Origin of the sequence: Luteibacter sp. UNCMF331Sha3.1 (assembly GCF_900109915.1) — a bacterium.
Lineage (GTDB): Bacteria > Pseudomonadota > Gammaproteobacteria > Xanthomonadales > Rhodanobacteraceae > Luteibacter.
The window spans coordinates 358,354-382,346 of the sequence record NZ_FOBU01000001.1 but is presented as its reverse complement, the minus strand read 5'-3'; the positions used below and the strand labels follow the sequence as shown (position 1 = coordinate 382,346).

Sequence of the window (23,993 nt, the reverse complement as noted above, 5' to 3'; positions counted from 1 at the left end):
TCCGTGATCGCCTTTCAGGCACTAAGCTGCCCGCTGGATCAGGATGCCCCCGCCCATGCGCCTAGCCTTCGTCGCCAGCGAAACCGAAGTCGCCCAACGCGCCCGCACGGCGCTCAACAAGCGTTACCACGGCGTGGAGCCGGGCGATGCCGATATCATCGTCTCGCTGGGTGGCGACGGCTTCATGCTGCGCACGCTGCACGCGCATCGCACGCTTGGCGTGCCGTTCTACGGCATGAAGCTCGGCAGGCTCGGTTTCCTCATGAACCAGCACGAGATGGATCACCTCCCCGAACGAGTCGAGAAGGCGCATCCGGCCGTGCTGCACCCGCTCGAGATGCATTCCGTCTGCTGCGACGGCGTGGAACACCGCGCGCTGGCCTTCAACGAAGTCGCGATGCTCCGGCAGAGCAATCAGGCCGCGCACCTCAGGGTTAGCCTCAACGGCGAGATGAAACTCGACGAGCTCGTCTGCGACGGCATCCTCGTGTCGACGCCGGCAGGTTCCACCGCGTACAACCTGTCGGCTCATGGGCCCATCCTCCCGCTCGACGCGAACGTGCTGGCGCTCACGCCGATCAGCCCGTTCCGCCCGCGTCGCTGGCGCGGGGCGATCCTCCCGCACGCCACGCGCGTCGGGTTCGAGACCAAGGACCCGAACAAGCGGCCCATCAGCGCCACGGCGGATTTTCACGAGGTGCGCGACGTGCGGTCGGTCGAGGTGAAGCAGTCGCGCCGGCATGCCGTGCGGTTGCTGTTCGATCCGGAACACAACCTGCAGCAGCGCATTCTCGACGAGCAGTTCGCTCCGTAGGCCGGCTGCCGCCGGTTCGCCAGCAGGCTGGCTCCCACCAGGTCGCAAGCAGGCTGACTCCCACCAGGTCGCCAGCAGCCTGGCTCCTGACAGGGCTGCTCTGGTGGGAGCCAGCCTGCTGGCGATGGCATTCGCCTCGGTGCGCGATCCGTGCCGGTGGATTACGATGACCGCATGACCGCTCCCTACGACGCCAGCAACGCCCACGACGATGCCTCCGTCCGCGACAATCGCCTCGTGGTGGCCATTTCGTCGCGTGCGCTGTTCGACATGGGCGACAGCCACGAGCTCTTCGAGCGCGACGGGCTCGACGCCTATCGCGCGTTCCAGATCGATCACGAGGACGAGCTGCTACAGCCGGGCGTGGCGTTTCCGCTCGTGCAGAAACTGCTCGGCCTGAACGCGCTCTCCGGCGACCTGCCGCCGGTCGAGGTGATCCTGCTCTCGCGCAATTCGGGCGACACGGGCCTGCGTATCTTCAACGCGATCCAGCACTACGGTCTCAACATCTCCCGCGCCGCCTTCACCAGCGGCGCGCCGACGTCCGATTACATCGCGCCGTTCAAGGCCGACCTTTTCCTCTCGGCCAACGCGGAAGACGTGGGTCGCGCGCTGCGTGCCGGTGTCGCGGCGGCGACGATCCTGCCGTCCACCGCGCCACAACGATCCAGCGAGCAGCTGCGCATCGCGTTCGACGGCGACGCCGTGATCTTCGGCGACGAGGGCGAACGCGTCTCGCAGGAGCAGGGACTCGACGCGTTCCACGCGAACGAGAGCCAGCGCTGGGCGGAGCCGCTGTCCGGCGGGCCGTTCCGCGGATTCCTCGCGGCGCTGCACCGCCTGCAGGCCGCGTTTCCGGCCGAGACGTCGCCGATCCGCACCGCGCTCGTCACCGCGCGCTCCGCACCGGCGCACAAACGCGTCATCCTCACGCTGCGCCGCTGGGGCGTCCGTATCGACGAGGCGTTGTTCCTCGGCGGCCGCGACAAGGGGCCCTTTCTCGACGCGTTCGGTGCGGACATCTTCTTCGACGATTCCCCGAAGAACGTGGAATCCGCGCGTCGCCACGTCGCGACGGGCCACGTGCCGCACGGTTTCAGCAACCGCTAGGCGAATCGCTCGCGCAGGCGCGGCGCCACGAAATCGAGGAAGGCGCGCACCTTCAATGGCAGCGGCGCCTGTCCCTTGTGCACGAGGCTGATCGGTAGCGGCGCGGCTTCGTAGTCTTCGAGCACAACGCGCAGCGTGCCGTCGCGCAGTGCGTCGGCCACCTGGTAGGAAAGCACCCGGATGACGCCGACGCCCAGCAGCGCGGCGGCGATGGCCGCCTCCGCCGTGTTGACGGCCAGCCGCGAACGCACCGGCACCGAAATCTCCGCACCGTCCGTGGCGAACACCCATGCCCGCGTGGAGGCGAGCACCTCGAACGTGATGCATTCGTGCGACGCCAGGTCGCGTGGCGTCGACGGCACCCCGTGGGCGGACAGGTAACCCGGGCTTGCGCACACCACGCGACGCACCGTGCCGACGCCTGCCGCCACCAGCGCGCTGTCGGGCAACGCGCCCACGCGCACGGCCACGTCCGTGTTCTCGTCCATGAGGTGCACGACGCGATCGGTGAGCATCAGGCTGACGTCGATCTCGGGATAGTGGGCCAGGAACTCCGCCACCGCGGGCACCACGTGGAGTCGTCCGAACACGACCGGCGCGGTCACCACCAGTTCGCCCTTGGGCGAGGCGTATTCGCCGGTGGCCGCGCGTTCGGCCTCGTCGATTTCTTCCAGCACCCGCCGGCAGAACGCCACGTACGAGCTGCCCGCCTCGGTCAGGGACAGTTGTCGGGTCGTGCGATGAAGCAGGCGGGTGTGCAGGTGCGACTCCAGTTCGCCGACCTTGCGGCTCACCGTCGCCAGCGGCATGCCGAGTCGCCGCGCGGCGCCGGACAGGCTGCCGGCATCGACGACCGCGACGAGGATCGCCATGGCTTCGAGTCGGTTCACGGGATTCTCCCAAAAAATGGAAGGATGATTCCCAATCGTGGGTAATTCTCTTCCTCACTTCAAGCCCCTAGGTTGGCGACCTGTCCGAAGCCTCCGAGGATCCCGCCATGACAGGCGCCCAACCGTCCCACCCGCCCGTGCCCGAGGTCGCATCGCGCGCGAAGATCCTGATGATGGCGATCATCGCGGGTGCGGTGATCACCTGCCTCTATTGCACGCAGCCGATCCTGCCGCTGATCGCGGCGGGGTTCGGCGTGGGCCTGACCACGGTCGACATGGTCGCGGGCGTCGCGCTGCTGGGTTTCTCGGGCGGGTTGGCCTTCCTGCTCCCGCTCGGCGACCGCTTCGACCGGCGCAAGCTCGTGCTGGGGCAGATCGTCGCCGCGTTCGTGTTCGCGCTGGCGGCGGCGTTCGCCCCCGGCATCGGGGCGCTCATCGCCGCGTCGTTCGGTCTGGGCGTCGTCAGCTGCGTGCCGCAGCAGCTCGTGCCGTTCGCAGCCGTGATGTCGCGACCCAGCGAGCGCGGGCGCTCTGTGGGCACGGTCGTGAGCGGCATCATGGTCGGGATCCTGCTGGGTCGCACGATCAGCGGCGTGGTCGGTGATGCCTGGGGCTGGCGCGCGGTCTACGGCGTGGAGGCCGCCTTCATGGTGCCGGTCGGGATCGCCGGAGCATGGCTGCTGCCGAAGGGCGTGCCCAGCACGAACCTCTCGTACGGCCGGTTGCTCGCCTCGCTGTGGCCGCTGATGCGCGACCACCGGGCAATCCGTCAGTCCATGATCGTGCAGGCGCTGCTGTGGGCGTGCTTCAACGCATTCTGGGTGAACCTCGCCGCGCTGCTGGCGAACGGCCCGTGGCATCTCGGCAGCGCGTGGGCCGGGGGCTTCGGCATCATCGGGGCGGCAGGCGCGCTCGCGGCCACGCTCGGTGGACGCGCTTCCGATCGCCTTGGCACGCGGCGCGTGATCGGCGCGAGCATCGGTATCGTCACCCTCGCGTTCCTCGTGCTGTCCGGTGGCGGATCGTCGCTGGCGCTGCTGGTGACCGGCGTGATCGTGCTCGACATCGGCGTGCAATCGGGGCTGGTGTCGAACCAGACCCGCGCGTTCGCCGTCGATCCCACGGCGCAGGGTCGCATCAACAGCCTGTACATGACTGCCACGTTCCTGGGCGGCGCGGTCGGCGTCACCATCAGCGGCTGGCTGATGACGCACTACGGCTGGAGCGGCATCGTGGGTTTCGGCATCTCGCTCGGCGTGCTCGCCGCCGTCATCCACCGCATCGGCGCGCCGCGCGCCGCGGCGGCCTCGCTCAAGGCATCGTGAGCCGCCGACCGGTCAGACGATATTGGTCCAGCGCCACCAGTCGGTCTTCTTCTCTTCGCGCACGAAGGTGAAGAGGCCGGCTCCGAGGATCATCACGATGCCGATGAGCATCGGCCAGTCCAGGTGGTCGTGGAACAGCAGGTAGCCGAAAAGGATGGCCCAGAGCATCTGGCTGTACTGCGTCGGCGCCACGCGATTCGCCGGGGCATGCTGCGTGGCGAGCATCAGCAGCACGGCGCCCGCGGCGGCCAGCAGGCCGTAGCCCAGCACCAGAAACCACTGGTGCGCGTCGGGCCAGACGAAGTGCGGCAGCATCATGATGAACCCGGCGATCATCGGGCCGATCACACCCGCGCCGTAGAGCGTGATGCGCTTCTCGGTCGCCCCGGCCATGCGCAGCGCGATGATCGACAGCGCACCGGTGATGCCGCAGACGATCGCCGCCACGTGACCGACGCCGAGGTGGCGGAAACCGGGCCGCAACACGACGAGCACGCCCAGAAATCCGACGATCACGGCGGACCATCGCCGCCAGCCGACGTGCTCGCGGAGGAAGACGACGGAGAGGATCGTGACGAAGATCGGCAACAGGAAGATCAGCGAGAAGGCTTCCGCCATCGGCAGGGCGGTGAACGCCATCACGGCCGTGACGTTGCCGATCGCGCCGGCCATGGCGCGCAGCAGCCACAGGCCCGGCATCTTCGAGACGACGATCTCGCTCCAGCGGTCGCCCGGTTTCTTCAGGAACGGAAACGCCAGCATCGCGAGCACCGCGCCGAAGAACACCGCCTCGTAAGCGGGAAGGGACCCTTCGAGCGATTTCACGAACGCATCGCTCCACGCGTAGGCCGCGTAGCAGGCGAAGCCGAGCAGAACGCCTTTGAACATGGGCCGGGCCGGGCAGTCGGGGGTTCGCCATTATGTCGCGAACCCGTTCGCGAGTTCTGAGGTGGGAGCCAGCTTGCTGGCGATCGGTGCTTGTCGCGAGCACCCTTCGCCAGCAGGCTGGCTCCCACCGGACACGACACGTTGTTCGCCTTCACACGTCATCGCACGATCGTAAAAGTCCTCGGTTTCGGATCGCTATATAGTTAACTATATTTCGAATCGAGGGGGTTCCATGCGTCATTCATGGCGATACCAGGTCATGCTCGCCTGTCTGGGCGCCGGACCGGCGCTGGCCCAGCAAACGCCCGGAAAAACCGATCTCGAGGGCTACACCGTGGAGGCGACGCAACCGTCGTACCGTATCGAGACGGTGGGCATGGGCCCGCTGGGCGACCGGTCGCCGATCGACGTGCCGTATTCCGTGCAGGCCGTGAACAACGACCTGGCGCGCAATCAGCAGCTACAGAGCGTGCGCGAAGCGCTCCGGCTGCTTCCGAGCGTGCAGGGCGAGAACATCCGGCCGCAGACGCGCGGCCTGCAGGCGGGCGTCGTTCAGAACACCCGTATCGACGGGCTCAATATCGCGGCGACCACCGATTACCCGATCGAACAGTTCGAGCAGATCGAGGTGCTGAACGGACTTGCCGGAGCCCTGTACGGCCCCGCGAGCCCCGCGGGCACGTTCAACTACATCTTCAAGCGTCCGACGGACGCACCGCTGCGGGAGTTCGACCTGCGCTACAACTCCCGTGGCTCGGGCCTCGCTCATGCCGACGTGGGTGGGCGCTTCGGCACGGACGACCGTTTCGGCTATCGCGTGAACGTGCTGGACCAGAACGGCCCGGGCTACGTGGACGGCAGCCGTCTGGCGCGGCGGCTGGGCACCGTGGGTTTCGACGCCCGCCTCGGCGAGCACACGGTGCTCGAAAACGACGCGAGTTATTACCACTACACGTCCCGGGGGTTTCCCGGTACGTTCGCGCTGGGACGAGGCGTGGTGCTGCCGTCGGCACCGGATCCGGAACGCGTGGGCTACGGGCAGACCTGGGGCGGCGACGACAACATCACGCGGATCGTCAGTTCGCGCCTGCGTACCGCGTTCAACGATCGCTGGTCGCTGCGCGCCGGCGTGCTGAGGGAAAGCAACGACCGTCGATCGACCGTACCGACGAACACGCTCACGAACGACGCGGGCGCGTACACGACGACCGCCGCCACCACGACATACAGCTACGACATGATCGTCAGCAACATGGTGGCGCTGAACGGTCGCGTCGACACCGGCCCGCTCACGCACGACATCCTCATCGCCAACAACGGCTTCTACTGGACCCGCTACACGCCGTACACCACGGGCCCCGTCACGGTGGGGCGCGCGAGCCTGGGAGCGCCGGTGGCCTTCGCGAAGCCTCGCCTGCCCAGCTTCGCGCGACGTTTCCGTTCGATGAACACGAAGCAGCAATCGGTGTCGATCGGCGACACGATCGGTTTCGGTGAACGGTGGTCGGCGCTGGTGGCCGCGAGCGACAGCTGGCTGCACGTGCGCAACTACAACCGTACGGGTGCGACGACGAGTTCGTACGATGCGCACGGCATCAGCCCCACCGGCAGCCTGATGTTCAGGCTCGCGCGCGATCAGATGGTCTACGCGACGTATGGCGACAGCCTGCAGCAGGGGGACGTCGCGCCGGCCGGCACGGTCAACGCGAACGAAAGCCTGAAGCCGTATCGCAGCAAACAGTGGGAAGCCGGCTACAAGGCGCGCGTCGCGTCGATCGATCTGGGTGCCGCGCTGTACCGCATCGAGCGGCCTTATGCCTTCATCGGCGCGGACAACGTGTTTTCCCAGCGCGGACGGCAGGTGAACCGCGGCATCGAGCTCACCGCGAACGGCGACATCGGGCGCGACGTCACCGTGTTCTCCGGGGTGTCGCTGCTCGACCCGCGCCTGTACCGCACGGGCTCGACCACCACGAGCGGCAAGCAGATCCTCGGGCTGTCGCGCGTGGTCTACAACGCGTTGCTCGAATATCGACTGCCGTGGGTCGCGGGGCTGACGTTGACGCTCGACGTGAACCACGCCGGCAAGCGCGCCGGCGATTATCCCAACACGTATGTCGTCAAGGGATACACCGTGGCCGACGTCGGTGGACGCTACCAGACGAGGATGGGCGGTCGCCCCGTCACGTTCCGTCTCGCGGTGGACAACGTGGCCGACCGGCGGTACTGGGCGAACGTGACGCCGGCCGGACAGAACGGGTACAACGCCGCGGGCAGCGCGACCGCGACGCTCGGCGCGCCGCGTACGGTGCGGGCGTCGGTGCAGGTGGATCTGCTATGAACATCGCATGCGCCATCGTGGCGACGCTTCTTGTCGGAAGTGCGCTCGCGCACGAACCGGCGTTGCCGCAAGCATCCATCGCGCGCGAGCGCGCTTCCCGCAACGATGAGGCTGCGCTGGTCGTCTATGCTGCGGGAAGCCTGACCGGTGCGCTCTCCGCTATCGCGAAGCAGTACACGGCCGACACGGGCGAGCAGGTCCGCGTGGTCAATGGCCCGGCGGGCCTCCTGCGCGAGCGCATCGAGAAGGGCGAGCCCGCGGATGTCTTCATCTCCGCCAACATGGCGCATCCGCGTACGCTCGCAGGCGAAGGCAAGGCGACCCTGCCGGTCGTGTTCGCGCGCAACGCGCTCTGCGTCACCACGCTGCCCGATGCGGGCATCACCAGCGCGAACCTGCTCGACCGGCTCCTCGCACCCGGGGTGAGGATCGGCACGTCGACACCGGGCGCGGACCCCGGCGGCGACTACGCCTGGCAGTTCTTCGCGAACGCCGAGACGGTGCGCACCGGGGCGCGCGCCAATCTGGAGGCCAAGGCGAAGAAACTCGTCGGTGGCCCCGTGGCGCCCGTCATACCGGGCAACGTCGGCGCGGCGAAGTATTTCCTCCAGCATGACGACGTCGACGTGTTCTTCGGCTATTGCAGCTCGCACGACGCCACGCCCGACCCCGACCTGCGCAAGGTGCCCGTGCCGGAAAATCTCGCGCTTCCCGTGGACTACGGCATGAGCGTGGTGCTGCGCGACGGCGATCCCGCCCGCCGGGTGGCGGCGTACCGTTTCGCGCTCTACGCCATGTCGCCGGCGGCGCAGGAGCGGCTCCCGGCCTACGGCTTCCGCCCCGTGGCCACGCCCGAGCGCTGAATGCTGCGCCCCGGCATGACCGGGGCCCGTGGCAGGGCTAGAATCGAGGGCTTTCAGGCTGCCCAAGTACGAGTCCCCAGCATGGCCCTCCGTCTCGATCCGCTCGATCTCTACGATGTCCGTTCGCTGCTCACCGACGAGGAGCGTGCCGTCCAGGACGCCGTCGGCCGCTTCGTCGACGAAAAGGTGCTGCCGATCATCGGCGACGCGTTTGACCAGGGGCGTTTTCCGGCCGAACTCGTGTCCGAGATCGCCTCGCTGGGCCTCCTCGGCGCCACGCTGCCGGAGGAGTACGGCTGCGCGGGCATGAACGCCGTCAGCTACGGCCTCATCTGCCAGGAACTGGAGCGCGGCGATTCGGGCCTGCGCAGTTTCGCGTCGGTGCAGAGCTCACTGTGCATGTATCCGATCTTCGCCTACGGCACCGAAGAGCAGAAACGCGCCTACCTGCCCCGGATGGCGGCGGGCGAGGTCATCGGCTGCTTCGGCCTGACCGAACCGCACGGCGGCTCCGATCCGGCGAACATGAAGACCGTCGCGCGCAAGGACGGTGGCGACTGGGTGATCAACGGCGCCAAGATGTGGATCACCAATGGCAACCTCGCACACATCGCGATCGTCTGGGCACAGACGGACGACGGCATCCAGGGCTTCGTCGTGCCGACCGACACCCGGGGATTCGCGGCGCAGGAAGTGCACAAGAAGATGAGCCTGCGTGCTTCCGTCACGTCGGGCCTTTTCTTCGACGACGTGCGCGTGCCCGACAGCGCGCGCCTGCCGAACGTGAAGGGTCTCAAGGGCCCGCTCGGCTGCCTCAACCAGGCGCGTTACGGCATCACGTGGGGCCCGATCGGCGCCGCGCAGGCGTGCCTGAAGGAAGTGCTCGATTACACCGCGCAGCGCGTGCTGTTCGGTCGCCCGCTGGCCGCCAACCAGGCGGTGCAGGTGAAGGTGGCCGACATGGCCCGCCGCATCACCACCGCGCAGCTGCTTTCGCTTCAGCTGGGTCGCCTGAAGGACGCCGGCCGCCTGCAGCCGACGCAGGTGTCGCTCGCCAAGTGGAACAACGTCCGCATGGCGCTCGACATCGCGCGCGAATGCCGCGACCTCCTCGGCGGCGCGGGCATCACCACCGAGCATTCGGCGATCCGTCATGCGCTGAATCTGGAATCCGTCATCACGTACGAAGGTACCGAGACCGTGCATCAGCTCGTGGTCGGTCGCGAGCTGACCGGCATCAACGCGTTCTGACGGATGACCGCCATGCCGACCGTGTACGGCCTGCGTTCGTCGGGCAATTGCTACAAGGTGCAGCTCCTCCTCGAGATGCTGGGCAAGTCGTATCGCTGGATCGACACCGACAGCACGCGCGGCGCGACGCGCACGGAGACGTATCTCTCGCTCAATCCGAACGGCAAGGTGCCGTTGCTCGTGCTGGACGATGGCCGGCGCCTCGCCGAATCGAACGCGATCCTCTGCTATCTCGCGGAAGGATCGCCGTACCTTCCCGCGACGTCGTGGGATCGCGCGCGCACCTTGCAGTGGCTGTTCTTCGAACAGTACAGCCATGAACCGTACATCGCCGTTGCCCGCTTCGTGCGCCGGTGGCTGCCGGAAACGCACGAGCGCCAGGCGGAGTTGCCGCGGCTGCACGAGCGCGGCGCGAACGCGCTCGATGTCATGGAAGACCACCTCGCCAGCGAGGCGTTCTTCAGTGGCGGCGTGTTCGGTGTGGCCGACATCGCGCTCTTCGCCTATACGCATTGCGCCGCCGACGGCGGCTTCGATCTGTCCCGTTGGCCCCGCATCGGCGCCTGGCTGGAGCGCGTGCGCGCGCAGCCGGGTTTCTCGCCGATGATCGCCTGAATCTCTCTAGAGCACGCCATGTCCGCCCCGTTAGCGATACCCGCCCGACACAAGGGCTTCAACCGCGCCGAGATCGTCGACCAGAACTTCGTGGAATTCGTACGCGAATGGCGCGGCGACGTCGGTCGCGCACCGCGTGACGACGCGCCCGTGCTGCCGGGCAGCGCGCTCGATGCGCGCGGCTTCCGTGAGCTGCTCGAATCGCAGCTGATCAGCCGGCACCTCGACCTGATGGCGCGCGTGCTGCGCGTGCAGAACAAGGTCTTCTACACGATCGGCTCGTCCGGACACGAAGGCAACGCGATGGTCGCGCGCCTGACGCGGCACACCGATCCCGCGTTCCTGCATTACCGGAGCGGCGGTTTCATGGCGGAGCGCTTTCGCAAGCTGCCTGGCATGGACCCCGTGATGGATTCCGCGCTGTCGTTCGCCGCGAGCAAGGACGATCCGGCCTCGGGCGGGCGTCATAAGGTTTGGGGAAGCAAGCCGTTGTGGGTGCTGCCGCAGACCTCGACGATCGCGTCGCACCTGCCGAAGGCGCTGGGCACCGCGATCGCCATCGAGCAGGCGAAGCGCATCGGCCACGCGTTGCCGATCCCCGTGGACTCGATCGCCGTGTGCTCGTTCGGCGACGCGTCGTCCAATCATGCGACGGCCCAGACCGCCTTCAACGCGGCGGCGTGGACGGCGTACCAGAAGCTTCCCGCGCCCGTGCTGTTCGTGTGCGAGGACAACGGCATCGGCATCTCGGTGAAGACGCCGCACGGATGGGTGGCGAACAACTTCCGCCACCGCGCCGATCTCGACTACTTCTACGCCGACGGCCTCGATCTCGCCGCCGGATACGCGGACGTGGCGCGCGCGGTGGCGCACTGCCGCGACACGCGCCGGCCGACGTTCCTGCATCTCGGCACCACGCGCATCATGGGCCACGCGGGTACCGACTTCGAGATCGAATGGCGGTCCGTCGAAGAACTCGTGGCGCTCGAAGCGACCGATCCGCTCCTGCGCAGCGCGAGCATCGCGCTCGCTTCCGGACTGTATGCGCGCGACGAGCTGCTCGACCTCAACGAAAGCATCCGCAAGCGGTGTTTCGCCGCCGCCGAGGATGCCGATCGCCGTCCCCGGTTGACCGCGCTCGACGACGTCATGGCGCCGTTGGCGCCGTATTCGCCCGAGGCGGTGCGTGCGGAAGCCACCCGCGCGGCGGATCCCGGGGAGCGCGCACGCGCGTTCGGTGGCGAGGAAAAACTGCCGGAGAACCAGCCGCCGCGCCATCTGGCGATCCAGATCGGCCAGGCGCTGCACGACGTGATGGCGAAGTATCCGGAAAGCCTGCTCTTCGGCGAGGACGTCGCGCAGAAGGGTGGCGTGTACACGGTGACCAAGGGGCTGCACAAAGCGTTCCGCAACGCGCGCGTGTTCAACACGCTGCTCGATGAGACGATGATCCTCGGCCTCGCGCAGGGCTACGCCAACATGGGCATGCTGCCGCTGCCCGAGATCCAGTACCTCGCGTACTTCCACAACGCGTGCGACCAGATCCGGGGCGAAGCGGCCTCGCTGCAGTTCTTCTCCAACGGCCAGTACCGTAATCCCATGGTCATGCGCGTCGCCTCGCTGGGATACCAGCGTGGTTTCGGCGGGCATTTCCACAACGACAACTCCATCTCCGCGTTGCGCGACATCCCGGGGCTGGTGGTCGGCTGCCCGAGCCGCGGCGACGACGCCGCGACGATGCTGCGTACCCTGATGGCGCTGGCGAAGATCGACGGGCGCGTCACCGCGTTTCTCGAGCCCATCGCGCTGTACATGACGAAAGATCTGTACGAGGCGGGCGACGGGCAGTGGCAGTTCGCATACCCCGCGCAGGGCGAGGCGATGCCGCTGGGCGAAGGGCGCGTCTACGAGGCCGGTGCCGACGATCTGGTGATCTTCACCTTCGGCAACGGCGTGCCGATGAGCCTGCGCGCCGCGCGCCGGCTCGGGAAGGACATGGGCTGGAAGGTTCGCGTCGTCGACCTGCGCTGGCTCGTACCGCTCAACGATGCGTTCATCGCGCGCGAGGCCGCGACGGCGAAGCGCATTCTCGTGGTCGATGAAGGCCGCAAGAGCGCCGGCGTGGGCGAGGGCGTCATCACCGCGATCGTCGAGGCCGGCCTGGGTGGCGTGCCGCTTCGTCGCGTCGTCGGCGCGGATACGTTCACTCCGTTGGCGGGCGCGGCGTTCCTGGTGCTGCCGGGCGACGACGATATCGTGGCGGCGGGACTCGGGCTCGCCTGACGGGAGAACCCGTCTCCCGCGCGAGCCGACGCTATTTCGCCTCGGCTCGCCGGACCAGCACCGGGCCCGCGTTGCCCGCGCAGACGGCCCGGTTGCGACCGGCCATCTTCGCGGCGTACATCGCGCTGTCGGCGCGTTCGACGACCGACGCCACCGTGTCCGCGGGGGTGCGCATCGCAAGGCCGATGGACACCGTGAGCGGCGCGCCGGCGGCGTTGACGTCGAGGCGGTGCACGCGGCGGCACAGGCGCGTCGCGATCTGCATCGCGTTGTCCTTGTCCACGCCCTGCAGCAGCGCAACGAATTCTTCGCCACCGAAGCGGGCGAGCAGATCGGACGGGCGCAGTTCGTGGCGCAGCGCCGCCGCCACGGCCACCAGCGCGCGGTCGCCCGCCGCGTGGCCATGTTTGTCGTTCAGCGCCTTGAAGTGGTCGAGATCGAAAAAGAGCAGCGCCACCGGTCGCGACATGCCCGCGTCGAAGACCGCGGTGGCGGCTTCCGTCCACGCGCGACGGTTCAGCAAGCCGGTCAGCGGATCGACATCGGCGAGTTCGCGGGCGCGGTCGCGATCGTGGCGGATGGTCAGCGCGCGGTCCGACAGACCGATGGACAGCACGATCGCCTCGAACGCGCCGACCGCGATCGCCGCATCGGGCAACCATGGCGCACTCGCCAGCATGCCCTGCTGCTGCACGCCGCAGAGCGCCGTCAGGATCAGCAGCGGCGTCCAGCCGACGAGGAAGAACCATGCATGGCGCGAGCCACGCGCCGCGGCGATGGCGCCCGCGACGAGCATGAGCACGGCGCCGAGCAGCACCAGGGGCTGGAGCAACAGCTGCGCCATGTCGACGACGAAGGCGATGCCGGTGGCGCGCATGACCACGAGCAGCGGCATCACCAGCGCGAAGGCCAGGACCGGCGTCCGCAGCATGGGCACGAACTCGTCGATGCGCGCGAAGCGCAACACGAAGAGCGCGGCGAACGAGACGGACAGCGCCGTGGCGGCGACGCCGAGCACGTCCGCCATGCCGGCCAGCGACTGCAATTCGAGCGGATGGAACACGAAGCCCGACCGCAGCCCCTGGATCAGCGCGTAGCAGACCAGATACGCCGCGTACCACCCGAACGTCATGTCGCGAAGGATCAACGTGAAGCACAACGCCATCAGCGCCATGGTCAGCATCACCGCGAAGCCACCGGTGGCGAACACCATCCAGCCGCCGTCGTCGCGCAGGTAATCGGGCCAGGAGTCGATGGCGATGGTCACGGCGCCGGGCGGCGTCGTGCCGGCGTCGAACTTCAGCAGGAGCGCCCGCGACGCGGGGATGGATCCGGGCACGCTGAAGATCAGCCGGCCATGACCGTGCAGCGGCGGGCCGAAATCGTCGAGCGAGGTGGAGGCGATCAGCCGATCGCCGTCGTAGAGCGAGACGTTGCCGAACCCCGGGTGGCGCACGCTGAGCACGCGCTCGCCCGTGGTCCAGGGCGGCATGCTGCGCACGACGACCCAGGTACCGCCCGGCGCGTTCGGCAGGGTCTGCATCTGGGTCGGATCGAAGGAGGGCAGGGGCCGCTCGTTGGCTTCGCGCAGGATCGCGGCGGGTGTGTCGCCCGGCCGGACTTCACGCCAGTTCGCCGTGATCGTCTCGGCACCGGCCAGGCCGGCGAACAGCAGGCAGCAGAGCGTCATCGCCTGGAAAAGACGAAGCGTCCACCCGCCGTGCCGGTTGCCTGCCCGCATGCCGATTCCCGCAGATCGCGAAGGCGCGCCCTGTCAGGACACGCGACGTGGATTCGGAAGCGTTTCCAGGAAGAAAGCCCGTCTCCCCCAACTACTGCCCCCTTATTCTGCCCGCTCCGGGGCGCCTTGTCGCCTTGGCCGTTAGGGCTAGGCGCGAGGCCTAGGAGCTCGCGGCCAGGCCCCCGAAACGCTCCAGCAGCTGGGTCTGCGCGTCCCGCACCGGCTGGCCGGCGGCGGGCTGGAGCAGGCCGTACGTGCCATCGGCCTGTTGGACCCACGCCGAGTGGTTGTCGGCGAGGTACAGGTCCAGTTCGCGGCGGACGCGCTGGCGCAGCTTCTTGCCCTCGATGGGGAAGCAGGTTTCGACGCGGCGTTCCAGGTTGCGCTCCATGAGGTCCGCGCTGGCCAGGAAGAGGTCGGCCTCGCCGTCGTTGTGGAACCAGTACACGCGGCTGTGCTCGAGGAACCGGCCCACCACGGAACGCACGCGGATGTTCTGGGAGACGCCCGGCACGCCGGCGCGCAGGCAGCACATGCCACGCACGATCAGGTCGATCTTCACGCCGGCCTGGCTCGCGCGGTACAGCGCCCGGATCAGCTTCGGATCGGTGACCGCGTTGAGCTTGAACACGATCTCGGCCTTCTTGCCCGCGGCGGCGTTGGCGGCTTCCCGCGCGATGAGGTCGAGCAGGCCCTTCTTCAGCGTGAACGGCGCATAGAGCATGCGCTTCATTTTCAGCGCCTTGCCCATGCCCGTCAGCAGACGGAACAGGCGATGCACGTCGTCGCACAGGGCCTCGTCGGACGTGAGCAGGCTGTAATCGGTGTACAGGCGCGCATTGCCGGAGTGGTAATTGCCCGTGCCGAGATGCGCGTAGCTCACCAGCTTGCCGTTCTCGCGGCGTTGCACGAGCATCAGCTTCGCGTGCGTCTTCACGCCGACCACGCCGTAGGTGACGACCGCGCCGGCCTGCTGCAGGCGCGAGGCGAGGCTGAGGTTGGATTCCTCGTCGAAGCGTGCCCGCAGTTCCACCACGGCGGTGACTTCCTTGCCCGCGCGCGCGGCTTCCACCAGCGCGTCCACGATCTCGGAGTTCGCGCCGCTGCGATACAGCGTCTGCTTGATCGTGAGCACCTGCGGATCCTTCGCGGCCTGGCGCAGGAAGTCCACGACGGGCGAGAACGATTCGAACGGGTGATAGAGCAGGATGTCCTGCTTGCCGATCACCGCGAACATGTCCTCGGCATCGGCGAGCGCCTTGGGCAGCGCGGGAACGAACGCAGGGAACTGGAGCCGTGCGTAGGCCGGCTGCAGTGTCATTTCGAACAGGCGCGCGAGGTTCACCGGCCCATTCACTTCATAGAGCGAGTCGGCTTCGAGCGAGTACTGCTTCAGCAGATAGTCGACGAGCGGTTTCGGGCAGTTGTCCGCCACCTCCAGACGCACCGCGTCGCCGTAACGGCGCGAGAAGAGTTCGCCACGCAGCGTGCGCGCGAGATCCTCGACGTCTTCGGGATCGATCGTGAGGTCGGCGTTGCGGGTGAGTCGGAACTGGTACGAGCCCAGCACGCGCATGCCCGGGAACAGGTCGTCCGCGTGGGCGTGAATGATCGACGACAGCAGCACGTAGTTGTCGCCGCCGTCGCTGACGTCGTCGGGCAGGCGGATCAGGCGCGGGAGAATGCGCGGCGCCGGCACGATCGCCAAGCCCGAGTCGCGGCCGAAGGCATCGGTGCCTTCCAGCTGCACGATGAAGTTCAGGCTCTTGTTCACCAGTCGCGGGAACGGGTGCGTGGGGTCCAGCCCGATGGGGGTGACCAGCGGCGCGACTTCATGGCGGAAGTAGCGACGGACCCAGACCTTCTGCTTGTGCGTCCACTGGTTGCGACGCACGATGCGGATGCCTTCCTCGGCGAGGGCCGGAAGGATCCTGTCGTTGAGGATGGCGTACTGCCGTTCGATCTGCCGGTGCGCCACCTCGGCGATCTCGGCGAGCACGCGGCGCGGCGGAATGCCGTCGGCGCCGATCACCTCGTGGTCGAACGCGATCTGCTGCTTCAGGCCAGCGACGCGGATCTCGAAGAACTCGTCCATGTTCGACGAGAAGATCAGCAGGAACTTGAGCCGCTCGATCAGCGGCTTGGATTCGTCCAGCGCCTGATCGAGCACGCGGATGTTGAACTGCAGCTGGGCAAGCTCGCGATGGACGTAGAGGCTGGGATCGTTGAGATCGACGTCGGGCACCTCCGGCGGGGCGACGGCGCGTGTCGTCGCCGTCCTGGCCGGTGCGGTCGATTCGGTAGGTGGCGTCATCGTGTCCAGGGCTGCATCCTCGTCGCGTATCGCGACGCCCCCATGGTACGCCGCCGGGCAGGCAGCGTATGACGGCGGTGTTACAGCGTCGTGACCCGGGCGCGGGGCTGGGCCACGGGGTCGGAACGCCGGCACATCGGGGGGGCGTCGTCGCGACCGTTTCGGTGTCCTGGCCCGCGTCCTATGGATACGACGTCACGGGATGGGTGCTGTACACCGTCGCCGGCCCCATGCCCGAGGCGTTGAGAACCCTGGGGTCGGCGAGGCTCCAGCAACTGCCGTGAAAGTGGATGCCGGGGAACGTCAGGTGCTTTTCGAACGTCGTGACATGCAAGTCCGGCACATGGACGTACTCGAGCCGGTAGTTCTTCAGAGCAAGCAGGTGGGCGGGCCAGTCCAACAATCCGTCGTAGGCCTGGCGGATCTGCGGATCGGCTCCAAGGCGCACACCGTTCGCATCCCATGTTGAACGATCGGCGGCGCCGTGAGCGCCCCCGTAGACATAGAAGGGGGTGACTTCTCGTTGGGGCGGAAGAGTCAGGGCGATCTCCTTGACCTTGTCCATGATCTCGCTGACGGTTACCTGGACGTCGACTGCATAGTGGGTCGCCCCGTTCCTGGTCCCGGAACGCCACTCCGCCTTCAGCCCGACTCTCGTCCTGCGATCGAATTTAGCGGAGGGGATATGCGGAGAGCGAACCACGTGCACGCTATCGTCGCCGCCGAGGGGCCGATGCAACCATGCCGGGTCTATTCCCGACCTGGCTGCGATCGCCGGCGCGCGCGATCCGAAACGGCCGTTAGCCAGTCGTCTGCCGGCCCGCACGGTGGCTTTGGCCACGGATGCCAGGCCCGCCGCCGTGCCGAGCACGCCGGTGGCCAGCGCGATGGTCCCGAAGACGGATGCCAACGAGTCATCCCCCGTGATCGTCGCGAGCGCGCTGCCTCCTTCGGCCACGAGAGACACGACGTCGATCGCGGCGGCTGCCGAGAGTGCGATCACCGACGGCGTCGACACGGCGCCCGCGAGGGGGCCTGCCGCGGCAGCCACTGCGGCGAGTGCCGCGCCACCCGAGATCACCGCGGCCACGGCGGCGGTCGCGATGCCGAAGATCGCCAGTCCGATGTTTAGCCACGAGTTTCCGCTGGGATCGATCCGTCCGATGGGGTCGCCGCCGCAATAGGCATACCGGTTGAGGCCGCCCCGGTCGAAGGGGCTGAAAGGGTCGGGGCTGATGAAGCGTCGCATCGCCGGTACATAGGCGCGCTGCCCGAGCAGATACCAGTTCGACACGGGCTCTGGCACTTCACCGGCAAAGGCCGTGGTCGCGCCGCCGGACGGGACCGTTCCGACCCCATAGGCACCATAAGTTCGGGTCGTGCCGCCCTCCACGACGATCGATCCCTGCATGTCGCCGCCGACGAGCCACGTCCGGACGCCTGCCGACAGCGCGGTTTCCGCAACGAGGGTTGCGCCTATCCGGACATAGCGACGGGTTTCTCCGGACGACGAGACGATGCAGGCGAGGCGCCCATCCTCGAATATCCGATTCGCCAGCTGCCCATCGCGGATCACGCCGGTGATGCGGTTACCGGGGCCATGGCGGTAGCGGGTCGACGAGCCGTTCGCGTGCCCGACGGACGTCAGACGCGCCGCGGCATCGAAGCCGATGGTATGTGCGCCATCGCGATCGTGCAGTTCGATCATGGCGCCGTTCGGATCGTACGACATCGACATGCCAGCGCCGGACGTTTCCGTGATGTACGCGAGACGATCCCGATCGATCGCGTCATAGTGCAGAGTGGCCACGTTCGATCCCCCCGCGACGAAGGTCGTCTCGACACGTGTAAGGTTGTCGATGGCATCGAAGACGAAGATCTGTCGCCTGTATTCCCGGCCGGCTTCGTCCCGGGGCCATGCACCGCTGCGCGCCTCGCGGACGTCATGGTCGACGAGGCGGCCGCGCGCGTCGTAACCCATGACTTCGTCGCGGATGCATCGATCCGCGTCGTCGAGGTAGCGACGTCGGATCAGCTTTCCATCGGCCTCCCAGGTCAGTGCTATCGCATGTCGTTGGGTGCCCCCCGACGTCGAGTGTTCCCATGACTGAAGACACAACCGACCGTCGGCTCCGTAGGAGCGTCGCTCGACCATCGACGCGACCTCGGTCGCCGCGACGCGCGACGAAAGTCGGGAAAGTACATCGTAAGTAAGCGTGACGTCGACGTGCTCGTCGGTCACCTTCGACAGCCTTCCCAGGAGGTCGTAGGTGAACCTGCGCGTCACGCCGTGCACATCGCGTTGCTCGAGCGGCCGGTCGTTCGGCGAGAGCGTGGTGCGAGTGGTGCGCTCGCCCATCCCGGGCATGCGCAAGCGTTGTGCCGTGTGGCGACCGAGATAATCGACGGTGAAGTCCATCCCGTCGAGTCCCGCCGTCATGGCCTGCGCGAAGCCGGTATGCCGGTCGTAGGCGTGCGTGCTGAGGGTTTCCACGGCCCGTCCTCCGTTGAACATCCTGTTCGTGCGTCGAAGCATGCCTCCTCCCGCCCCTCGGGTCGACGGCCGAGTCGGCGCGGATTCGGCGATGGACGTGCCAGACCGAGGCGCCGCTTCAGGAAGCGACACGCATCGCCCGCAGGCCGACGCCCGCCGATGCGTGTCAGACGATCAGCGGCTCCGGTTCCAGCGTCACGCCGAACTTCGCCTGTACGCCCGCGATGACCTTCTGCGCGAACGCCCACAGCTGCGGACCGGTGGCCTTGCCATGATTCACCAGCACGAGCGCGTGCCGGTTCGACATGCCAGCGTCGCCGTCGCGCTCGCCTTTGTACCCCGCGGCCTCGATGAGCCAGCCGGCGGAGATCTTCGCCGTGCCTCCCGCGTGGGGCCACACGGGCACGCCGGGGTGGGCGAGTGCCAGCGCCTCGGCCTTCGCCGCGGGAACGATCGGGTTCTTGAAGAAGCTGCCGGCGTTGCCGATGACCGCGGGATCGGGGAGTTTGCGCGAGCGCAGCCGCACGACGGCTTCCGCCACGTGATACGGCGTGGCTCGGGAAACGCCCATGGTCTCGACTTCCTCGCGGATGCCCGCGTAGTCGAGCGACAGCGGCCGTTCGCGCGGCAGCGCGAACGTCACGGCCACGACGATCCAGCGACCCGCCTGTTGCTTGAAGCTGGAGTCGCGATACGAGAAGGCACACGCCGCCCTGTCGAGCACCACGAACTCGCCCTTGTGCGTGTCCCACGCCTCGACCGTGTCGATGAATTCGGAGACCTCGACACCATAGGCGCCGATGTTCTGGATCGGCGACGCGCCCACCGTGCCTGGAATGAGGATCAGGTTTTCGAGGCCCGCATAGCCCTGACCGAGCGACCAGCGCACGAAATCGTCCCAGCGCTCCCCGGCGGCGACACGGATCAGCACGCGATCGTCGCGCTGAAACGTCTCGACGCCGCGCGTGGCCATCGCGAGCACCGTGCCGTCGAAATCGCCCTTGATCAGCAGGTTGCTGCCCTCGCCGAGCACGAGCACCCTGCCGTTCTTCACGGCGGGGTAGGCGAGCAGCTCGGGAAGTTTCGTGGGATCGCGCACCTCGGCCAGCAGCTTCGCGCGCGCGTCGACGCGCAGCGTGTTGCGCTGACCCAGCGGGGCATTGCTGGCGAGCGAAAAACCGCCCATGTCCACGGGAGCGTTGTTCATGCCACGATCCCGCGGCGGCGGATCTCGGCGACGGCCTCGGCGACGAGCTTCGGTCCGCGATAGACCAGCCCGGAATAGACCTGTACGAGCGCCGCCCCGGCCTCCATCTTCTGCGCGGCGGTGTCGCCGTCGACGATGCCGCCGACGCCGACGATGGGCAGCCTGTCGCCCACGCGCTCGCGCATCGCGCGCAACACGGCGGTGGATTTCGCGAACAGCGGACGCCCGGAGAGGCCACCTGTCTCGCCCGCGAGCGGGTGACCGGCGACGTGGCCACGGTCGATGGTCGTGTTCGTGCAGATGACGCCGTCGATACCGGAGGCGAGCAGTACGTCGGCGATGGCGTCGAGCTCGGCTTCCGTGAGATCGGGCGCGATCTTCAGCAACATCGGCTTGCGTCGGCCGTGCTGACCGGCGAGACGCTCCTGCGCGTCGCGCAGCGTGCCGATGAAGCGGCGTAGCGTCTCTTCCTCCTGCAGGTCGCGCAGGCCCTGCGTGTTGGGCGAAGAGATGTTGACGGTGACGTAGCTCGCCAGCGGATACGCCTTCTCGAGGCACAGCAGGTAATCGTCGACGGCACGCTCGTTGGGCGTGTCCTTGTTCTTGCCGATATTGATGCCGAGCACACCGCGGTAAGCGGCCTTCTCCACGTTGCGCACCAGCGCGTCGATGCCGCCGTTGTTGAAACCGAGGCGGTTGATCACGGCCTCGTGCTCGGGCAGGCGGAACATGCGTGGCTTGTCGTTGCCCGGCTGCGGACGCGGCGTCACCGTGCCGATTTCGATGAAACCGAAGCCCATCGCGGCGAGACCGTCGAGATGGTCGCCATTCTTGTCCAGCCCCGCGGCCAGGCCGACGGGGTTCGGAAAATCGATACCGAACGCGCGCACCGGCAGATCCGCCGGCGGCGTCGCGACGAGCCCCGAGAGCCGGCTCCGCTGCGCGACATCGGCGGCGTAGAGCGTGAGGCCGTGTGCGGTTTCGGCGTCGAGCATGAAGAGCAGGGGACGGATCAGGTCGTACATCAGTTACCCGGATGACCCGCGAAGATGCGAGTGTCGTATTCGAAATCGACCGTCCCGCCATCCTGCGTCGCGTCGAACAGCGAACGCAGCGCGGCGAGCATCGGCTCGTGATTGGTGTGGCCCGGCTTCGGCGCATAGGACGACGACATCAGCCGACCGAGCAGGCCATCGTGATCGAGCTTCTGCGCGTGCGGGAACGACGCCATGCCGCGGTAGCCGTGCCCGAACCAGCGCGCCATCCCCTCGTCGTCGGCATAGCGCTCCGCGACGCTCACATAATCCACGCCGTACTCGTGCAGCAGACGCTCGTAGCCTTCGAGAAACGGCGTGCCCGTCAGCCGGCGCGAGTTCCAGAACACCGCGACGAGCCCACGCGTCGTCAGAACACGACGAAACTCGGCGCGCACCTTTTCCGTGTCGAACCAGTGAAACGCCTGCGCGGCGATCACCAGGTCCGTCGACGCGTCGGCGAGGCCGGTCGCTTCGGCGGAGCCATCGGTCGCCGCGAACCGCGACTCGCTGGCCAGCCAGCGCTGCGATGCGTCACGCATCGCCGCGTTGGGTTCGACCGCGGTGACGCGATGCCCGGCGTCGAGAAACAGCTTGCTCGAAATGCCCGTCCCGGCGCCGATGTCGGCGACGGTCCAGTCCGGCCTCACGCCGAGGCCGTGCAACCAACCGACCAGCGCCACGGGGTAATCCGGGCGATAGCGGACATAGTCCTCGACGCGATCGGAGAAACGTTCCGTGGAGCGCAGGTCGGTCATGTCGTCACCGGATGGTCAGAACTCGAACTTGATGCCCTGGGCCAGCGGCAGCGCGTCGGAGTAGTTGATGGTGTTCGTCTGGCGGCGCATGTAGACCTTCCACGCGTCGGAACCCGACTCGCGACCGCCACCGGTTTCCTTCTCGCCACCGAACGCGCCGCCGATCTCGGCACCCGACGTGCCGATGTTGACGTTCGCGATGCCGCAATCCGAGCCGGCCGCGGAGAGATACTGTTCCGCGCTCTTCAGATCCTGCGTGAAGATGGCCGACGACAGACCCTGCGGCACGGCGTTCTGCTCCGCGATGGCCTCGTCGAGCGAGTCGAACGGCATCACGTAGAGGATCGGGGCGAATGTTTCCGTCTGCACGACCGTATCGGAGTTCTTAAGGCCCGTGACGATGGTCGGCAGCACGAAGTTGCCCTTGCGATCGGTGAGTGCCTTGCCGCCCGTACGCACGGTGCCGCCGGCGGCCTTCGCCTGCTCGATCGCGGCGAGGTAACCCTGCACGGCTTCCGGACTGTTGAGCGGGCCCATCAGCGTGGTGGCCAGCGTGGGGTCGCCGATCTTCTGCTCGACCTGGCCGTAGGCCTTGACCAGTGTATCGACGACGGCATCGTGGATCGACGAGTGCACGAGCACGCGGCGCGTGCTCGTGCAGCGCTGGCCCGCCGTGCCGACGGCACCGAAGACGATCGCGGGAATCGCGAGCTTCAGGTCGGCCGACCTGTCGAGGATGATCGCGTTGTTGCCGCCGAGTTCCAGCAGGCTGCGGCCCATGCGCTTCGCCACGCGCTCGCCGACCATGCGGCCGACCTTCGTCGAGCCGGTGAAGCTGATCAGCGGGATGCGCTTGTCGTCGACGAAGCGCTCGGCCAGCTCAGTGCCCGCGTCGTTGAACAGGAAGAAGATATCCGGGAAGCCGGCGTCCTTCAGGGCCTCGTTGCAGATCTTCATCGTGGCGATGGCGGAGAGGGGCGTCTTGGGCGACGGCTTCCAGATGCAGATGTCGCCGCAGACCGCCGCGAGAAACGCGTTCCAGGCCCAGACGGCGACCGGGAAATTGAAGGCGCTGACGATGCCGACGATACCGATCGGGTGCCACTGTTCGTACATGCGGTGGCCGGGGCGCTCGGAATGCATGGTGTTGCCGTAGAGCATGCGGCTCTGGCCCACGGCGAAATCGGCGATGTCGATCATCTCCTGCACTTCGCCGTCGCCTTCCGGCTTGATCTTGCCCATCTCGAGCGCGACCAGCGAGCCCAGGGCGTCCTTGTGCCTGCGCAGGGCTTCGCCGCACAGGCGGACGGCTTCGCCACGGCGCGGGGCGGGCGTGGTGCGCCAGACGGCGAAGGCTTCCTGCGCGCGTTGCACGATGGTTTCGTAATCGGCCGCGCTCGACGCCTGCACGGTGGCGATGACCTCGCCGGTGGCCGGATTGGTGGGGCTCAGCGTGCCGGCGTCCATCGTGTCGGCCCAGGAGCCGCGGCCGAGGTAGGTGCCCGACTCGGTGCCGTTGAGACCGAGCGCTTCGAGAATCTTGGCTGACATGATGCTTCCCTTTGACGGCGCCCCGGCGGAATGCAGGCACGCACGGTAAAACCGCGATTCTAGCAAACACCTCCTTCACGTCCCGTTGTGCGGCGCGGAACGGATGTGTCCGGGATGTCAGCACCGGGGGATGTTGCGACGACCTTGCAAAGACGGGCGCAAGTGCAGGCTGGCACTGGACTTATTCAGCTCTGGAGCCGTCATGACACGTGTCTACGAGGTGCCTTACCTCCCCGATGAAGGCTCGCGCTGGACACTCCGCCTGGCTGGCAGGCCGGTCGGAACATTCGCGTCGCGCTTCGAGGCCCTGCGGGCGGCCGTCAATTTCGCCTCCGCCGAAGGGGGGGATACCAGTATCGGCGTCGAAGGCGCCGACGGGATGTGGCGACCGTTCGGCAGCGATGTGAAGCGACCCTCGCATCTGCCTCCCATGCCACCGGTGCGGTTGGTTCACCGATCCTGACCGCGCAGGGCAGTCCGCTCGCTCATCCGGAAGACCGTTGCACGACGAGGT

Annotated in this window: 18 protein-coding genes; 9 read left to right on the top strand and 9 right to left on the bottom strand. The window is 67.6% G+C overall.

Going from position 1 to position 23,993, the window contains the following annotated elements; genetic code table 11:
• Window positions 1-55: 55 nt before the first annotated feature.
• Window positions 56-814 (top strand): NAD kinase, encoded by a 759-nt coding sequence (locus BMX32_RS01595; RefSeq protein ID WP_089974071.1) that lies wholly within the window; start codon window positions 56-58, stop codon window positions 812-814.
• 174 nt (window positions 815-988) lie between these two features.
• On the top strand, window positions 989-1,924 hold the full coding sequence (locus BMX32_RS01590; protein ID WP_089974070.1) for a 5'-nucleotidase: 936 nt from the start codon (window positions 989-991) through the stop codon (window positions 1,922-1,924).
• On the opposite strand, the gene BMX32_RS01585 is transcribed toward BMX32_RS01590, so the two are convergent.
• Window positions 1,921-2,814 carry a LysR family transcriptional regulator gene (locus tag BMX32_RS01585; protein WP_089974069.1) on the bottom strand — a complete coding sequence of 298 codons (894 nt, stop codon included), beginning with the start codon at window positions 2,812-2,814 and terminating at the stop codon, window positions 1,921-1,923. The two genes, BMX32_RS01590 and BMX32_RS01585, sit on opposite strands and share 4 nt — an antisense overlap.
• A 107-nt stretch (window positions 2,815-2,921) precedes the next feature.
• On the opposite strand from BMX32_RS01585, the gene BMX32_RS01580 reads away from it, so the two are divergent.
• Window positions 2,922-4,139, top strand: coding sequence for an MFS transporter (locus tag BMX32_RS01580; RefSeq protein WP_089974068.1), 1,218 nt, complete (start codon window positions 2,922-2,924; stop codon window positions 4,137-4,139).
• Between the two features lie 12 nt (window positions 4,140-4,151).
• Here the strand turns inward: BMX32_RS01580 and BMX32_RS01575 are convergent, their stop codons facing one another.
• Window positions 4,152-5,027, bottom strand: a complete 876-nt coding sequence (locus BMX32_RS01575) for a DMT family transporter (RefSeq protein WP_089974067.1) — start codon at window positions 5,025-5,027, stop codon at window positions 4,152-4,154.
• 232 nt (window positions 5,028-5,259) lie between these two features.
• Between BMX32_RS01575 and BMX32_RS01570 the strand changes: the two genes are divergently transcribed.
• The 5 genes from BMX32_RS01570 (at window position 5,260) to BMX32_RS01550 (ending at window position 12,380) form a co-directional block, all read left to right on the top strand.
• A complete protein-coding gene (locus BMX32_RS01570) occupies window positions 5,260-7,368 on the top strand; it encodes a TonB-dependent receptor (protein ID WP_089974066.1) in 2,109 nt (702 codons plus the stop codon).
• Window positions 7,365-8,231 (top strand): molybdate ABC transporter substrate-binding protein, encoded by an 867-nt coding sequence (modA, locus tag BMX32_RS01565; protein WP_089974065.1) that lies wholly within the window; start codon window positions 7,365-7,367, stop codon window positions 8,229-8,231. Before BMX32_RS01570 ends, modA begins: the two co-directional genes overlap by 4 nt.
• Before the next feature lie 81 nt (window positions 8,232-8,312).
• The gene (locus BMX32_RS01560; RefSeq protein ID WP_089974064.1) at window positions 8,313-9,482 is read left to right on the top strand and encodes an acyl-CoA dehydrogenase family protein; all 1,170 of its coding nucleotides are present in this window, start codon (window positions 8,313-8,315) and stop codon (window positions 9,480-9,482) included.
• Between the two features lie 12 nt (window positions 9,483-9,494).
• Window positions 9,495-10,097 carry a glutathione S-transferase family protein gene (locus BMX32_RS01555; RefSeq protein ID WP_089974063.1) on the top strand — a complete coding sequence of 201 codons (603 nt, stop codon included), beginning with the start codon at window positions 9,495-9,497 and terminating at the stop codon, window positions 10,095-10,097.
• A gap of 18 nt (window positions 10,098-10,115) precedes the next feature.
• On the top strand, window positions 10,116-12,380 hold the full coding sequence (locus tag BMX32_RS01550) for a thiamine pyrophosphate-dependent enzyme (RefSeq protein WP_089974062.1): 2,265 nt from the start codon (window positions 10,116-10,118) through the stop codon (window positions 12,378-12,380).
• 31 nt (window positions 12,381-12,411) lie between these two features.
• Here the strand turns inward: BMX32_RS01550 and BMX32_RS01545 are convergent, their stop codons facing one another.
• The 7 genes from BMX32_RS01545 to BMX32_RS01515 form a co-directional block, all read right to left on the bottom strand.
• Window positions 12,412-14,121, bottom strand: a complete 1,710-nt coding sequence (locus BMX32_RS01545; RefSeq protein WP_089974061.1) for a sensor domain-containing diguanylate cyclase — start codon at window positions 14,119-14,121, stop codon at window positions 12,412-12,414.
• Between the two features lie 160 nt (window positions 14,122-14,281).
• Complete coding sequence (ppk1, locus tag BMX32_RS01540; protein WP_089974060.1) at window positions 14,282-16,435, bottom strand: polyphosphate kinase 1; 2,154 nt, start codon at window positions 16,433-16,435, stop codon at window positions 14,282-14,284.
• Between the two features lie 181 nt (window positions 16,436-16,616).
• Window positions 16,617-18,929: an RHS repeat-associated core domain-containing protein gene (locus BMX32_RS01535; RefSeq protein ID WP_170843536.1), complete on the bottom strand. Its 2,313-nt coding sequence runs from the start codon at window positions 18,927-18,929 to the stop codon at window positions 16,617-16,619.
• 166 nt (window positions 18,930-19,095) lie between these two features.
• Complete coding sequence (gene murB / locus BMX32_RS01530) at window positions 19,096-20,115, bottom strand: UDP-N-acetylmuramate dehydrogenase (RefSeq protein WP_089976804.1); 1,020 nt, start codon at window positions 20,113-20,115, stop codon at window positions 19,096-19,098.
• A 17-nt stretch (window positions 20,116-20,132) separates the two neighbouring features.
• Window positions 20,133-21,161 (bottom strand): quinone-dependent dihydroorotate dehydrogenase, encoded by a 1,029-nt coding sequence (locus BMX32_RS01525; protein WP_089974058.1) that lies wholly within the window; start codon window positions 21,159-21,161, stop codon window positions 20,133-20,135.
• Window positions 21,161-21,928, bottom strand: coding sequence for a class I SAM-dependent methyltransferase (locus BMX32_RS01520; RefSeq protein ID WP_089974057.1), 768 nt, complete (start codon window positions 21,926-21,928; stop codon window positions 21,161-21,163). The genes BMX32_RS01525 and BMX32_RS01520 overlap by 1 nt, the downstream gene beginning before the upstream one ends.
• 15 nt (window positions 21,929-21,943) lie before the next feature.
• The gene (locus tag BMX32_RS01515) at window positions 21,944-23,479 is read right to left on the bottom strand and encodes an L-piperidine-6-carboxylate dehydrogenase (protein ID WP_089974056.1); all 1,536 of its coding nucleotides are present in this window, start codon (window positions 23,477-23,479) and stop codon (window positions 21,944-21,946) included.
• Window positions 23,480-23,681: 202 nt separating this feature from the next.
• On the opposite strand from BMX32_RS01515, the gene BMX32_RS01510 reads away from it, so the two are divergent.
• On the top strand, window positions 23,682-23,942 hold the full coding sequence (locus BMX32_RS01510) for a DUF2188 domain-containing protein (RefSeq protein ID WP_089974055.1): 261 nt from the start codon (window positions 23,682-23,684) through the stop codon (window positions 23,940-23,942).
• Window positions 23,943-23,993 lie beyond the last annotated feature (51 nt).